The sequence below is a fragment of the Novosphingobium sp. PhB57 genome (assembly GCF_004342985.1).
Classification (GTDB): domain Bacteria; phylum Pseudomonadota; class Alphaproteobacteria; order Sphingomonadales; family Sphingomonadaceae; genus Novosphingobium.
On the sequence record NZ_SMBO01000012.1, the window covers coordinates 14,901 to 29,759 of the forward strand.

The 14,859-nt window shown below is 67.4% G+C and carries 11 protein-coding genes, 1 tRNA gene and 1 pseudogene; 9 read left to right on the forward strand and 4 right to left on the reverse strand.

Going from position 1 to position 14,859, the window contains the following annotated elements; genetic code table 11:
* Positions 1-29: 29 nt before the first annotated feature.
* From EDF58_RS22715 to EDF58_RS22730, 4 genes are all read left to right on the forward strand, one after another.
* A complete protein-coding gene (locus tag EDF58_RS22715) occupies positions 30-782 on the forward strand; it encodes an alpha/beta hydrolase (protein WP_132269708.1) in 753 nt (250 codons plus the stop codon).
* 32 nt (positions 783-814) lie between these two features.
* Positions 815-1,687, forward strand: coding sequence for a tetratricopeptide repeat protein (locus EDF58_RS22720; protein ID WP_132269710.1), 873 nt, complete (start codon positions 815-817; stop codon positions 1,685-1,687).
* On the forward strand, positions 1,684-2,676 hold the full coding sequence (locus EDF58_RS22725) for an LLM class flavin-dependent oxidoreductase (RefSeq protein WP_132269712.1): 993 nt from the start codon (positions 1,684-1,686) through the stop codon (positions 2,674-2,676). Before EDF58_RS22720 ends, EDF58_RS22725 begins: the two co-directional genes overlap by 4 nt.
* Before the next feature lie 97 nt (positions 2,677-2,773).
* Positions 2,774-4,000: an FAD-dependent oxidoreductase gene (locus EDF58_RS22730; RefSeq protein WP_132269714.1), complete on the forward strand. Its 1,227-nt coding sequence runs from the start codon at positions 2,774-2,776 to the stop codon at positions 3,998-4,000.
* Here the strand turns inward: EDF58_RS22730 and queG are convergent.
* Entirely contained in the window at positions 3,984-5,099 is a 1,116-nt protein-coding gene (gene queG / locus EDF58_RS22735; protein ID WP_132269716.1) for a tRNA epoxyqueuosine(34) reductase QueG, read from the reverse strand. The genes EDF58_RS22730 and queG overlap by 17 nt on opposite strands.
* 126 nt (positions 5,100-5,225) lie before the next feature.
* Between queG and EDF58_RS22740 the strand changes: the two genes are divergently transcribed.
* Both EDF58_RS22740 and EDF58_RS22745 read left to right on the forward strand, forming a co-directional pair.
* Positions 5,226-6,167, forward strand: a complete 942-nt coding sequence (locus EDF58_RS22740; protein ID WP_243654456.1) for an ATP-binding cassette domain-containing protein — start codon at positions 5,226-5,228, stop codon at positions 6,165-6,167.
* Entirely contained in the window at positions 6,164-7,396 is a 1,233-nt protein-coding gene (locus EDF58_RS22745) for an ABC transporter permease (RefSeq protein WP_132269719.1), read from the forward strand. The genes EDF58_RS22740 and EDF58_RS22745 overlap by 4 nt, the downstream gene beginning before the upstream one ends.
* A 22-nt stretch (positions 7,397-7,418) precedes the next feature.
* On the opposite strand, the gene EDF58_RS22750 is transcribed toward EDF58_RS22745, so the two are convergent.
* Together EDF58_RS22750 and EDF58_RS22755 are read right to left on the reverse strand one after the other, a co-directional pair.
* Positions 7,419-7,503 (reverse strand) — tRNA-Leu (locus tag EDF58_RS22750).
* A gap of 83 nt (positions 7,504-7,586) precedes the next feature.
* On the reverse strand, positions 7,587-7,868 hold the full coding sequence (locus EDF58_RS22755; protein ID WP_132269721.1) for an integration host factor subunit beta: 282 nt from the start codon (positions 7,866-7,868) through the stop codon (positions 7,587-7,589).
* 277 nt (positions 7,869-8,145) lie between these two features.
* On the opposite strand from EDF58_RS22755, the gene EDF58_RS22760 reads away from it, so the two are divergent.
* From EDF58_RS22760 to EDF58_RS22770, 3 genes and pseudogenes are all read left to right on the forward strand, one after another.
* Positions 8,146-9,801: a peptide MFS transporter gene (locus EDF58_RS22760; protein WP_132269723.1), complete on the forward strand. Its 1,656-nt coding sequence runs from the start codon at positions 8,146-8,148 to the stop codon at positions 9,799-9,801.
* Positions 9,802-9,867: 66 nt separating this feature from the next.
* Positions 9,868-11,253, forward strand: coding sequence for an amidohydrolase (locus tag EDF58_RS22765; protein ID WP_132269725.1), 1,386 nt, complete (start codon positions 9,868-9,870; stop codon positions 11,251-11,253).
* Positions 11,250-12,559: pseudogene (locus EDF58_RS22770) on the forward strand (amidohydrolase family protein). Before EDF58_RS22765 ends, EDF58_RS22770 begins: the two are co-directional and overlap by 4 nt.
* Before the next feature lie 198 nt (positions 12,560-12,757).
* Here EDF58_RS22770 and dxs read toward each other — a convergent pair.
* Positions 12,758-14,680, reverse strand: coding sequence for a 1-deoxy-D-xylulose-5-phosphate synthase (dxs, locus tag EDF58_RS22775; RefSeq protein WP_132269727.1), 1,923 nt, complete (start codon positions 14,678-14,680; stop codon positions 12,758-12,760).
* Positions 14,681-14,859 lie beyond the last annotated feature (179 nt).

Genomic DNA, 14,859 nt, shown 5'->3' on the forward strand with positions numbered 1-14,859 from the left:
CGCTGCCGCGCGACCCCAGATGGGCGGCCATGACCGAGACACGTTATCTGGAGCTGCCCGACGGGCGCCGTATCGCCCACCGTTTCACCCCCGGCACCGGCCCCACGATCGTGTTCCTGCCCGGCTACATGTCGGACATGGCGGGCAGCAAGGCCACGGCCCTGTTCGAGATGGCCCAGGCCAGCGGCCGCCCCTGCCTGCTGCTCGACTATTCCGGCTGCGGCGACAGTCCGGGCGATTTCGCCGAAGGCACGCTCTCCCGCTGGCGGGACGAGATCCTGGCCGTGATCGCCGCGGCCGCGCTGGAACAGGTGGTGCTGGTGGGCTCGTCCATGGGCGGCTGGCTCATGCTGATGGTGGCAGAGGCGCTGGCCGGCAAGGTGCGCGGCCTGATCGGCGTGGCGGCCGCGCCGGACTTCACCGACTGGGGCATCGCCCAGATGGACAAGAACATTCTGGCGGATGGCGAAACGCTCTGGGAAGACAATCCCTACGGTCCTGAACCTACCCCCACTCACCCCGGTTTCTGGGCGGACGGCCAGGCCAACCTCATGCTCGGCAAGGAAATCGCCTTCGACGGTCCGGTTCGCCTGCTGCACGGCCAGCGCGACGCCGAGGTGCCCTGGGACGTTTCGGTGAAACTGGCCGAGCGCCTGCGTTCAGCCGACGTGCAGGTCGCGCTGATCAAGGACGGTGACCACCGCCTCTCGCGCGAGTCCGACATCCACCTGCTTCTCCGCACGGTTGCCGAACTGGTCCTCGCCCGCGATCCGGCGGCTTGATCCTGCCCTGATCCTGCTAGGACCGTCTTTCCATGCCCATCCTTCTTCCCCTCATGCTGATGCAATCCACCCTCGACGCGGGGGGCATTTCCAGCCCTTACGCCTCGGCGCTCCCGCGTGAGATCGTCGAGAAGAAGGAGGACGAGGAACGCAAGCGCCGCACCGAATCGGCGCAGTTCGCAGGGCCTTTGCCGCTCCGGGCCGAGAACGGCTGCCTGCTGGCGGTGGAGGCCGATCCCGAGCGCTCGGCCGAAGTCGCGCGCAAGGCGCTTTCCAGCGCCCAGGGCCGCGAGCGCGTGCGTGCGGGGCTGTGCCTGGGCGTGGCACTGGCCGATCTCGACCGCTGGGCCGAGGCGCGCACGGTCTTCGTCCAGGCCCGCGATGCCGCCGATCCCGGCGACCATCTCAGCCGCGCCCGGCTGGGCGCCATGGCGGGCAATGCCGCCCTGGCCGACGGCAAGGCAGGCGAGGCGCTGACCCTGCTGGCGCCCGCCGCCGTGGAGGCCAAGACCGCCAGCGACGGCTCGCTCGGCGCGTCCATCGCGCTCGACCGCGCCCGCGCGCTCGTCTCGCTGGGCCAGAACGAGGAAGCCGGGCGGGCGCTTGCCGATGCCCGCACCGCCGATCCCGACAATGCGCAGGCCTGGCTGCTCTCCGCCACGCTTGCGCGCCGCCAGAAGCAGTTGATCGAGGCACAGACCCAGATCGAGAAGGCTGCGCAGCTCGCCCCGCAGGATGCGGAGATCGGGCTGGAAGCAGGCGTGATCGCCGTGCTCGGCGGGCGCGACGATGCCGCGCGGCGCAGCTGGAACTCCGTGGTCACGATGAACCCTGAAAGCCCGTCCGCCGCCACCGCCAAGGAATATCTCGCCCAGCTTGGGCCGGAAGGAACATCGAAGCCATGACGCCACTCTCCGTCCTCGATCTCGTCTCCGTGCGCGAAGGCGGCACTGTCGCCGAAGCGCTCGCCATTTCCGCCCGCACCGCGCAGGCCGCCGAAAAGGCCGGCTATTCGCGCTACTGGGTGGCGGAACACCACGGCATGGACGGGATCGCGGGCGGAGCCACGTCGGTCGTGCTCGCGCATATCGGCGCGGCCACCTCCACGATCCGCATTGGCGCGGGCGGCATCATGCTGCCCAATCACACGCCCTACATCATCGCGGAGCAGTTCGGCACGCTGGCTGCGCTGTTCCCCGGCCGCGTCGACCTTGGCCTCGGCCGCGCGGCGGGTGCGGACGGGCGGCTCGCCAATGCCCTGCGCAAGGACATCCACGGCGCGTCCGAGCGGTTCCCGCAGGATGTCGTGGAACTCCAGGCCCGCTTCGCCGGACAGGCGGTGGGCGGCGTTTCCTCGCCCCAGGCCGACGGCGCGGACGTACAGATGTGGATCCTCGGCTCCAGCCTGTTCGGTGCCCAACTCGCGGCCATGCTCGGCCTGCCCTATGCTTTCGCCTCGCACTTCGCGCCGGCCATGCTGGACGAGGCCGCCCGGATCTACCGCGAGCGCTTCGAGCCCGGCAAAGTGCTGGACAAGCCGCACTTCATGGCCGGCATCAATGTCGTCGCCGCCGATACCGACGAGGAGGCGCGCTATCTTGCCTCCTCCACGGACCAGAGCTTCGTCGCCCTGCGCACCGGGTCTCCCGGCCGCCTGCCGCCGCCGATCCGCGATTATCGCGAAGGGTTGCCGGGTGCGGCCAAGGCCATGCTGGAGCAGGTGCGCTCGGTCAGCGCGGTGGGCACCCCGGCGCGGGTGCGGGACGAGATCAGGGCCTTCGTGGAGCGCACCCAGGCGGACGAGCTCATCGTTTCCGGCGCGATCTTCGATCCCGATGCCCAGATCCGTTCGCTGGAACTGACGATGGGTGCCTTCGAGGAAGCTCGGGCCTGAGGGCTGTCCTTCGAAATCGCGATATCGTCTTCCACGGCAATTCAATTTCGTGCCGGGGCATTGACCCGGAGGCAAAATTGCTGGAACCCAACCGGCCATGAGCAAGGCAGACGTCGTTATCGTGGGAGCCGGGCACGGCGGTGCGCAATGCGCGATCGCCCTTCGCCAGAACGGTTTCGAGGGGACCATCACCGTCATCGGCCGCGAGCCGGAGCATCCTTACGAGCGGCCACCGCTCTCCAAGGAATACTTCGCGCGCGAGAAGACCTTCGACCGTCTCTACATCCGCCCGCCGACGTTCTGGGCCGAGAAGGAGATCACCTTCAAGCTCGGCACCGAAGTGACCAAAGTCGATCCGGCGGCGCAGGAACTCGCGCTCTCGGACGGTGAGACTTACGGCTACGGCAAGCTGGTCTGGGCGACGGGCGGCGATCCGCGCCGGCTGTCGTGCTCGGGCGCGGATCTGGCCGGGGTCCATGCCGTGCGCACCCGCGAGGATTGCGACACGCTGATGGCCGAAATCGATGCGGGCACGAAGAACGTGGTCGTGATCGGCGGCGGCTACATCGGCCTCGAAGCGGCGGCGGTGCTCTCGAAGATGGGCCTCAAGGTCACGCTGCTGGAAGCACTGCCGCGCGTGCTGGCGCGCGTGGCCGGGGAGCCGCTCTCGGAATTCTACCAAGGCGAGCACCGGACGCACGGCGTCGATCTGCGCACGGGCGTCGCGGTCGATTGCCTGGTGGGCGATGGCCACAAGGTCACCGGCGTGCAGCTTGCCGGCGGCGAGGTCCTGGGCGCCGAGGCGGTGATCGTGGGCATCGGCATCGTCCCGGCGGTCGGGCCGCTGATCCTGGCCGGCGCGGCCGGAGCCAACGGCGTGGACGTGGACGAATATTGCCGCACTTCGCTGCCGGACATCTATGCCATCGGCGACTGCGCGGCTTTCGCCTGCGACTTTGCAGGCGGCACGGTGATGCGCGTGGAATCGGTGCAGAACGCCAACGACATGGCGACTTGCGTGGCCAAGGCGATCTGCGGCGATGCCAAGCCCTACAAGGCGTTCCCGTGGTTCTGGTCCAACCAGTACGACCTGCGGCTGCAGACGGCGGGCATCAACCTGGGCTTCGACCAGACCGTGATCCGCGGCAATCCCGAGGACCGCAGCTTCTCGGTGATCTACCTCAAGGAAGGCAAAGTCCTGGCGCTCGACTGCGTGAACGCGGTGAAGGACTACGTGCAGGGCCGCAAGCTGGTGGAAGCGGGCGCCAAACCCGATCTCGCGGCGCTGGCCGACAAGGAAAAGCCGCTCAAGGAACTGCTGTAACCGCCGGACCATCCTCCTCGCCGGGCGGCGGGGAGGTGCCGAGGCGCACGGCGGCCCATTGCGCGGCTTCGGCGATGGCGGGGTCCGGGTCGTCCAGCAAGGGGCGCACTTGCGCCATCAGCGCGGCGCTCCCGCTGTTTCCGGCCGCATAGAGACAATTGCGCACGAAGCGGTCGCGGCCGATGCGCTTGATCGGGGAGCCGGAGAACAGCTGGCGGAACCCTGCATCGTCCAGCGTCAGCAGGTCGGCCAGCTCGGGCGCGGTCAGTTCCGCGCGCGGCAGGAAGGCTTTCAGGCGGCTGGCGGTCTCTGCGAACTTGTTCCACGGGCAGACCGCCAGGCAATCGTCGCAGCCATAGATGCGATTGCCCAGCCCCACACGGAATTCTTCCGGTATCGGGCCTTTGTGCTCGATGGTGAGGTAGCTGACGCAGCGCCGGGCATCGAGGCGGTAGGGCGCCGGAAAGGCCTGGGTCGGGCAGACGTCCTGGCAAGCCCGGCACGAACCGCAGCGATCGCGACCCTCGGCGGACAGCGGCAGGTCCAGCGTGGTGTAGATCTCGCCCAGGAAGAGCCAGGATCCATGCTCGCGGCTGACGAGATTGGTGTGCTTGCCCTGCCAGCCCAGCCCGGCGGCGGCGGCCAGCGGCTTTTCCATGACCGGCGCGGTATCGGTGAAGACTTTCACGCCCGCCGGACCCAGCCCGCGCCGGTCGGCTTCCGAAACCAGCCAGCGCGCCAGGTTCTTGAGCGCCTTCTTGACCCAGTCGTGATAGTCCGCGCCTTGCGCATAGACCGAGATGCGGCCGATTTCCGGCACTTCGGCCAGCTGCAGAGGATCGCTTGCGGGGGCGTAGCTCATGCCCAGCGCGATCACCCGCCGCGCCTCGGGCCAGAGCCCTTGCGGCGAGCGGCGGTGATGGGCGCGCTCCGCCATCCATCCCATCGAACCTTCCATGCCCTCCGCCAGCCAGGACTCCAGCCGCGCCGCCCGGTCCGCATCCTCTTCGGCCGAGGCTATGCCGAAGGCGCAGAATCCCAGCTCGCGGGCTTGCGCCTCGAGATCGCGGGTCAGGACATTCAGCGCATCGTTAACCAAGCTTGCGGACTCTTCGGTTCATAGGCAGGCCTTGGAAACGGCCAGCGGGTGCCTTGAATGAACGTCGCAGTAGGAGATTGGTCCTTGGCCAGCAACTCGGAAGCACTTTCCCCGGCGTCTTCCCCCATGCCCTCCCTCGCCATCGAGGCACGGGGGCTGGTGAAGCGTTTCGATGGGTTCGCTGCCGTCGACGGTGTCGATCTCCGGGTGCCGATGGGGGCCGTCTACGGCATTCTGGGGCCCAATGGCGCCGGCAAGACCACGACCCTGCGCATGCTGCTGGGCATCATCGATCCCGATGCCGGCATCCGCAGGATTCTGGGCTCCGAGCGCCCGCACGACGTTGCCCACGCCATTGGCTACCTGCCCGAGGAACGCGGCCTCTATCCCGCGATGAAAGCCACCGAGGCCATCGCTTTCCTTGGCGCCTTGCGCGGGCTGCCGCTGCGGGAAGGGCGGCGGCGCGCGCACGAGCTGCTCGAACGCCACGGCCTCGGCCATGCCGCGGACCGGCAGATTCGGCAGCTCTCCAAGGGCATGGCGCAGCAAGTGCAGATCCTGGGCACGCTGGTTCACCAGCCGCGCCTGGTGATTCTGGACGAGCCGTTTTCGGGTCTCGACGCGCTGAACCAGGGCAAGCTGGAGCGCATGATCCGCCAGCTGGCCGAAGGCGGGACGACGGTGATCTTCTCCACCCACGTCATCGCCCATGCCGAGCGGCTCTGCGACGACGTGGCGATCATCGCCGGCGGCAAGGTGCCCTTTGCCGGCCCGGTGGACGTGGCCCGCGATCGCATCCCCCAGCAGGTCCGCCTCGAAACGCGCGCGCAGGACGGCTTGTGGAGAGCGGCCCTGCCGGCCGATGCCCGGCGCGAGGGGGCGGTGTGGCACTTCTCGCTGCCGGACGGCGGTGTGGAGCCCTTGCTGCGCGCCCTGATCGAAGGCGATGCTGGCATTCTCTCGCTGTCGATCGAGCGGGCGGGTCTGCACGATGCTTTCGTCGCCATTGCCGGAGAGGCCGCCGCGCGCGACCTTGCGGCCAGCCCCGGACTGGAGGACGGGCGATGAGGCAGGGTTCCGGCCGTCTTTCCGTTCTCGCTGCCGCCTGGGTCGTTGCCCGGCGCGACTTCACGGCGATCCTGTTCAGCCGCAGCTTCTTCTTCTTCCTGTTGGGGCCGCTGTTCCCCGCCATCATCGCAGTGCTGGCGGGCAGCCTTGGATCGCGCGTGGATGCCAGCCAGGAACGCCCGGTGCTGGGCGTGGTCATGCAGGCGGCGGACGCAGCGGCGCTCGAACGCGCCCGCGCCCAGCTTGCGCCCGCGCTTGGTGAAGACCTGCCCAGGCTGGTGGTGCTCCGCAGGCTGGCCCCAGGCGAACGCTACGACGCCCGCCAGGCATTGTCCTCGCACAAGGCCAGCGCTGCCGCGATTCTGACGGGGACGCCGGCCGCGCCGGTCCTGACCGGTCCGGAGGGCCTGATCCAGGCCTGGGGCGGGCCGGTGGCGATGCTCTCCGCCCAGGTTCATTCGGGAGCGGCGCTGAGCTATCCGGCCGTGGCGCTGCAGCCGGTCGTGCGCAGCAGTGCGGCCGAACGCAAGGGGCGCTTCGCCACGGCGCAAGGGGCGCAGACCCTGCTGTTCCTGTTGACGATGATGCTGGCAGGCATGGTCCTGTCCAACCTCGTGGAGGAAAAGGGCAACAAGATCATAGAAGTGCTGGCGGCCGCCGTGCCGATGGACGCGGTGTTCCTGGGCAAGCTCTTTGCCATGCTCGGCGTCTCGCTGGTAGGCATCGCAACCTGGGCGGCGGCGGGCGGCCTGCTCTGGCTCGGGGGAGGGATATCGCCGGAAAGACTGCCCGATCCGGCCGTCGGCTGGCCGCTGCTGATCGGCCTGGGCGTGATCTACTTCGCTATGGCCTATCTGCTGCTCGGCTCGGTCTTCCTGGCTATCGGCTCCATGGCGACGACCGTGCGTGAAGTGCAGACCCTGTCCATGCCGGTGACCATGGCGCAGCTCATGGTATTCTTCTTCGCCAGTTTCGCGATGACCCAGCCGGGCAGCGCGGTGGAGATCGCCGCGGTGCTCGTGCCCTTCAGCTCGCCTTTCGCGATGCTCGCGCGCGCGGCGCGGGATCCCGCGCTGCTGCCGCATATCATGGCCATCGGCTGGCAGGTGCTCTGGGTGGCACTGCTGGTGCGCGGCGGCGCGCGGCTGTTCCGGTCGCGGGTGATGAAGTCCGGGCCGGGCGGCCGGGCGAAGCCTCGCCGGATCCGGCTGCGCGGCTTCGGCCGCTGACGGCCGGTTTCGAAAGCAATTCTGGTACGGACGGCGGGACTCGAACCCGCACGATCAAGGATCAAGGGATTTTAAGTCCCCTGCGTCTACCATTCCGCCACGTCCGCACGATGATCGGTGCGCGCGATCTGGCAGATCGCGCGCGGCGGGGCAACCGCGATGAACGCGTTATGCCGTCCGGTTCACCACTTTACTCGACGTTGAGACGGGCCCGCATTTCCTTGCCGGGCTTGAAATAGGGCACGCGCTTTTCCGGCACGTCCACGCTTTCGCCGGTGCGCGGGTTGCGGCCGGTGCGGCCTTCGCGGTGGCGGGTGGAGAAAGCACCGAAACCGCGCAGTTCCACGCGGCCGCCGTCAGCCAGGCGCTGGGCGATCTCGTCGAAGAACGTGTCCACGGCGCGCTCGACATCCTCTGCGCGCAGCTCGGGGTTCTCCTTGGCCATAGCAAGCAGCAGTTCGGATCTGATCATCGCGTGCTTCCCTTTCAAAATGCCCTTCGGAAAATTCCCGAGGTCACTGCGAATCATAATATTTCGCGTGACTTGGTTCCGTCATCTCAAGAAAATGCCATTCCGGTGGTTTTCGCGCAATGGCTCACCGGAGGTAGGGAAAACCCGTCGGTTCCCGCCTGCCAGGCCGCCCTTTTGCGTGTCCTCACCCCATTTACATGCCCGATTTGGCCGCTAACGTTCCCGCTTTCAAGCTTGCGAGACAAGCTTTTCGGGCGACAGGACAAAAGAAGGGCGCATGAAAGAAATAGCAACCTGGAACGAGGGAGACTGGATTGCCGCGATCGGCGCCATTCTCCTGTTTGCCGTGCTGGCCATCGGCGGCGTCATCGCCACGCGCAAGAGCGACGAATTCGTCGGCCATCCCCGCGGTCTGTTCGTGCTGTTCTATGCCGAAATGTGGGAGCGTTTCTCCTACTACGGCATGCGCGCCCTGCTGATCCTGTACCTGACCAAGTTCTGGCTGTTCAATGACGGCAGTGCCAACCTGATCTACGGCGCCTATACCAGCCTGGTCTATATCACCCCGGTGCTCGGCGGCTATCTGGCGGACCGCTACCTCGGCCAGCGCAAGGCCGTGCTGTTCGGCGGCATCGTCCTGGCCGTGGGTCACCTGTTCATGGCCTATGAGGGCATGCACGGCGTCGCCGATCCGGCGGTGAAGCAGGCGGACCCGGCCATCAACGTGTTCTGGCTGGCGCTGGCGCTGATCATCGTCGGCTCCGGCTTCCTCAAGGCGAACATCTCGGTGATCGTCGGCCAGCTTTACAAGATGACCGATTCCCGCCGCGATTCGGCCTATACGATCTTCTACATGGGCGTGAACACGGGCGCCGCGCTGGGTACGATCCTGGTCGGCTACCTGGGCGAGACGATCGGCTGGTCCTGGGGCTTCGGCCTCGCCGGCATCGGCATGCTGCTCGGCCTGCTGATCTTCGTGGCCGGTCGTCCTGCCTTGAAGGGCCGGGGCGAGCCGCCCAGGCCGCTGGCGAAGAAGGGCGAACTGACGCTTTACGCCATCGGCCTCGGTTCGGTCGCGGTGATCTGGACCCTGATCCAATACGTCAGCGTGATCCAGTCGCTGCTGGTGGTCTCCGGCATCGCCATGCTGGGCTACACCCTGTACGAGGCGTTCAAGCTGCCCAAGGAACCGCGCGAGCGCATCTTCGCGATCCTGTTCCTGATCGCGCTCAACCCGATCTTCTGGGGCCTGTTCGAGCAGGCCGGCGGTTCGCTGAGCCTCTATACCGACAAGTTCGTGGACCGCGGCGGCGTGCCGACCAGCCTGTTCCAGTCGATCAACCCGATCTACATCGTGCTGTTCGGCCCGATCTTCGCGGCGCTCTGGCAGTTTCTCGGCCGTAAGGGCTTGGAGCCTTCGGCTCCGGCCAAGTTCGGCCTGGCGCTGATCCAGGTCGGCCTCGGCTTCCTGGTCTTCGTCTGGGGCGCGAACAGCGGCGATCCGGCGGCAATGACCTCGGTGCTCTTCGTGTTCCTGATCTATGCGCTGCACACCACCGGCGAGCTGTGCCTTTCGCCCGTGGGCCTGTCCGCGATGACCCGCCTCTCGCCGCTGCACCTCGGCAGCTTCATCATGGGCGCGTGGTTCTACATGACCGCCGTGGGCAACTTCGTGGCCGGCAAGATCGGCGAGGCCACCGGCGGCGAAAGCGGCGTGATGAACAAGGAAGTCACGCTGGGGATCTATTCCACGATCGGCTGGACCACGATCGGCGTTGCCGTGGTGGTCCTGGCGCTCTCGCCGCTGGTGCGGCGCTGGATGCACATCGACACGCTGGAGGATCGCGCGATCGACCGCGATCTCGCGGGCCAGAGCGAAATGGGGCTGGAGGCTCAGGAAGCCGGGTTTCACCCGGTAACCAAGCCGCACTGACCATCGACCGGCCCGGGAAACCCAGCGTTTCCCGGGCCGGATCTTATTTGAACAGGGGAAATCGACATGAGGGTATCGCCGGCATTGCGGCGCTGGTCGTCCACGCTCGTTCTGGGCGCGGCACTGGCGCTGGGCGCTACGGGCGCCGATGCGAAGAAGCAGGACAAGAAGGCGGCGCCGATCGTCGCCGATCCTTATCCCTCCACCTACAAGTCCTATCCGGGCACGCCCACCGCGCTGGTGGGCGCCACTGTCTATGACGGGCGCGGCGGCCGGATCGACAACGGCATCGTGCTGTTCAGGGACGGGAAGCTCCAGGCCGTCGGCGGGGCCGACATGCCGATCCCGGAAGGCTATGCCCGCATCGACGGTACCGGCAAGTTCGTGACTCCCGGCGTGATCGACATCCACTCGCACCTCGGCGTCTATCCTTCGCCCGGCGTCGAAGCGCTGGCGGACGGGAACGAGATGACCAGCCCCACCACGCCCGATGTCTGGGCCGAGCACTCGGTCTGGCCGCAGGATCCCGGCTTCACCCGCGCGCTTGCCAATGGGGGCGTCACCAGCCTTCAGATCCTGCCCGGTTCGGGCAACCTGATCGGCGGCCGCGCGGTGACGCTGAAGAACGTGCCCAGCATCACCGTGCAGGGCATGAAGTTCCCCGGCGCGCCCTATTCGCTGAAGATGGCCTGCGGTGAGAATCCCAAGCGCGTCTATGGCGAGAAGGGCCAGAAGCCCTCGACCCGGATGGGCAACTTCTCTGTCGACCGCCAGGCCTGGATCGACGCGCGCCAGTACATGGACGGCGACCATTCCGAACGCGACCTTGGCAACGACACGCTGGAAGGCGTGCTCAAGGGCGAGATCCTGGTCCAGAACCACTGCTACCGCGCGGACGGGATGGCGCAGGTGATCGATATGTCCAAGGAGATGGGCTACAAGGTCACCGCCTTCCACCACGCGGTGGAAGCCTACAAGATCGCCGATCTCCTGCGGGAGAACGACATCTGCGTGGCCGTCTGGGCCGACTGGTACGGCTTCAAGATGGAAGCCTACGACGGCATTCCCGAAAACGCCGCGCTGCTCGCCAATGCGGGGACCTGCGTGGTGATCCACTCGGACGACGAGAACGGCATCCAGCGCCTCAACCAGGAAGCCGCCAAGGCCCAGGCCGACGGCCGCCGCATCGGCATCGACATTCCCGATGCCAAGGTCATCGGCTGGTTCACTTACAATGCCGCCAAGACCATGGGCATCGGCGAGAGGACCGGCAGCCTGGAAGCGGGCAAGATGGCCGACGTGGTGCTGTGGAACGGCAATCCGCTCTCGGTCTATTCGCGGCCCGAGAAAGTGTGGATCGACGGCGCCCTGATGTTCGACGCCCTCGATGCCCGGCGGCGCCCGGTCAGCGATTTCGAACTGGGGCAGCCCGGCGAAGGAGACGTGAAATGAGCCGCCGCGCCACCATTCTTGCTGCCCTGACGGCAGCCGCCCTTCCTGCCCTGCTTCCCGGCCTGGCCGCGGCGCAGGATTTCGCGATCACCAATGCCACCGTCGGCACGGGTGATGGCAGCGCCCCGATCGAGCAAGGCACCGTCGTCGTGCGGGCCGGCAAGGTCGTCGCCGCGGGCGCCGGCGTTGCCGTTCCCGCCGGGATGCAGAGCGTCGACGGTACCGGCAAGTGGGTGACGCCGGGCCTGTTCTCGGCCGTCACCGATCTTGGGCTCTGGGACGTGGAAGGCGTGCCCAACAGCAACGATACCGAGGCCGACAAGTCGCCCTTCAATGCCGCGCTCGACGTGACCCCCGCGATCAATCCCGCCAGCGAGCACATCGCCGTGAGCCGCGAAGGCGGCGTCACCCGCGCCAGCGTCGCGCCGGTCAACGGCGATTCGATCTTCGCCGGGCAGGGGGCGCTGATCGATCTTCGCGCCGGCTCCGATGCGGTGAACCTGCCGCGCGCCTTCCAGTTCGTGCAATTGGGCGAGGCGGGGGCCAAGCTCGCCGGCGGCAGCCGCGTCGCGGCCCATGTCGCCCTGCGCAGCGCCTTGCGGGAGGCGCGCGAACTGGCGGCCGCACCCACGGCCGCGCGCAGCAGCGATGCCCTGCTGACCCGCGCGGATGCGGCGGCGCTGGCCCCGGTGATCGACGGCCGCCAACCGCTCTACGTCGGGGTCGAACGGGCCGCCGACATCCGCAGCGTGCTGCGCTCAAGAGCGAGTTTCCCAAGCTGAATCTCGTTCTGGTGGGGGCGACCGAAGGCTGGCTCGTGGCGAGCCAGATCGCGGCGGCCAAAGTGCCGGTGATCGCGATGCCGCTGCGGGACCTTCCCGCCAGCTTCGAAAGCCTTGCGGCGACCCAGTCGAACGTCGGGCGCATGAAGAAGGCCGGCGTCAAAGTCGGCATCGGCATGTTCGCGGGCAGCAACCAGCCCCGCTATGCGCCGCAGCAGGCCGGCAACCTCGTGGCCCTGAACAAGCTGCCGGGCGCGGCGGGACTGACATGGGGCGAGGCCCTGGCCGCGATCACTTCGGTTCCGGCCGAGATCAGCGGCATGGGCGGCAAGGAAGGCGTACTGGCGCCGGGCGCCGTGGGCGACGTCGTGATCTGGGACGGCGATCCGCTCGAACTCTCCTCGGCCCCGGTCGAAGTCTATATCGACGGGATCAAGCAGCCGCTCGACAACCACCAGAGCCGCCTGAAGCAGCGCTACAAGAGCCTGGACCGGACTTATCTGCCCAAGGCTTACGACTGGTAAGGAAAACGAGGGCCTGGGGATGATCCCCGGGCCCTCGAAAATACCCGGAAGCAGGTGATGGCCCGAAGCGATCCAGAGGCGCGCAGGGCCGCCCGCGATGGCTTCACCCGGATTTCGCTAGCCCGTTGATGACGGAAAAGAGCGCGACGTCAGCAGGGACGTGCCCGGCACCCCAGGCACGCCTCGATCTTACGCGTTTTACGCGCGGGCTTCGTTCACGCCGGCGCTGTTGTGGCGCAGCGCCTTGAGCACGGTGTCGACGATCTGCGGCGCATTGAGGCCGGCTTCGTCGTACTGCGTCTCGGGCTTGTCGTGGTCCTGGAACACGTCCGGCAGGCGCATGGTGCGGATCTTGAGGCCCGCGTCGGTAAGGCCCTCGTCGCTGGCCATGGTGAGCACATGCGCGCCGAGACCGCCGATGGCGCCTTCCTCTACGGTGACGACCACATCGTGGCTGAGCATCAGCTTGCGAATCAGCTCGGTGTCCAGCGGCTTGGCGAACCGCAAGTCTGCCACGGTGGTGGAAAGACCCTTGGCGTCCAGCAGGTCCGCGGCCTTGAGCGCTTCGCCCAGGCGCGTGCCCAGCGAGAGCAAGGCGACCTTGCTGCCTTCGCGGACCACGCGGCCCTTGCCGATTTCGAGAAGCTGCGGCGTTTCCGGCAGGGCCAGACCCACGCCATTGCCGCGCGGATAGCGGAAGGCGATCGGGCCCTTGTCATACTGCGCGGCGGTGTGGACCATGTGGACAAGCTCCACCTCGTCGGCCGCGGCCATGACCACCATGTTCGGCAGGGTGGCCAGATAGGTCACGTCGAACGAACCGGCGTGAGTCGCACCGTCCGCACCGACCAGTCCGGCGCGATCGATGGCGAAGCGCACGGGCAGGTTCTGGATCGCCACGTCATGGACCACCTGGTCGAACGCGCGCTGGAGGAAGGTGGAATAGATCGCGCAGAACGGGCGCATGCCCTGCGCCGCCAGGCCGGCCGCGAAAGTCACCGCGTGCTGTTCGGCAATGCCGACGTCGAAGCTGCGGTTCGGGAATTGCTGGGCGAACTTGTCGAGCCCCGTGCCCGAGGGCATGGCGGCGGTGATGGCGCAGATGCGGTCGTCCTGTTCCGCCTCGGTGACCAGCGCCTTGGCGAAGACGCCGGTGTAGCTCGGCGGGCCGGCGGGGGCCTTGGCCTGCTCTCCGGTGACGACGTTGAACTTCTGCACGCCGTGATACTTGTCGGCCGCTTCCTCGGCGGGCGCGTAGCCCTTGCCCTTTTGCGTCACGACATGGACCAGGATCGGGCCTTCGGCGGCATCGCGCACGTTTTCCAGGACCGGAACCAGCGCATCGAGGTCGTGGCCGTCGATCGGGCCAACGTAATAGAAGCCCAGTTCCTCGAACAGGGTGCCGCCCATGGCCATGCCGCGGGCGAATTCGTCGGTCTTGCGGGCGGCGGCGTGGAGCGGGCGCGGCAGACGGCGCGCGAACTTCCGGGCCAGGTCGCGCAGGCCGAGGAACCGGCCCGAGGAAACGAGCCGCGCGAGATAGGACGACAGCCCGCCAACCGGCGGCGCGATCGACATGTCGTTGTCGTTGAGGACGACGATCAGGCGGTTTCCGGCGTCCGCGGCGTTGTTCATCGCCTCGTAGGCCATGCCGGCGCTCATCGCGCCGTCGCCGATCACGGCAATGCCGCGGCCGGGCGTGCCCTTGATCTTGTTGGCGACGGCAAAGCCGAGCGCGGCCGAGATCGAGGTGGAGCTATGGGCCGTGCCGAAGGGGTCGTATTCGCTTTCCGAACGCTTGGTGAAGCCGGAAAGTCCGCCGCCCTGGCGCAGGGTGCGGATGCGGTCGCGGCGGCCGGTGAGGATCTTGTGGGGATAGGCCTGGTGGCCCACGTCCCAGATCAGCCGGTCCACCGGCGTATCGAACACGTAGTGGATCGCCACCGTCAGTTCGACCACGCCCAGGCCCGAGCCCAGATGGCCGCCCGTCTGCCCGACGGCAGAGATCATCTCGGTGCGAAGTTCGTCGGCCAGTTGACGCAGGTCCGAAGGCTTGAGCTTGCGGAGATCGTCAGGCGTATCGACGGTGTCGAGGAGTGGCGTTGCCGGGTTGGCTGTCATGTTCTGCTTCTACACGCTACATGTTCTGGTGTCGAATTAAGCAGTGGGCAATATGCCGGAGCCGTCCGAAAGGACAGGAAAAACGTGGCACCTGTTGCTTTGCTGCGACTCTCCGAGCCATCGCCGGCAACTTCCGGCGCCGCTCGACCCCCGCCAGACATGGGAATCCTGCGGAAGCC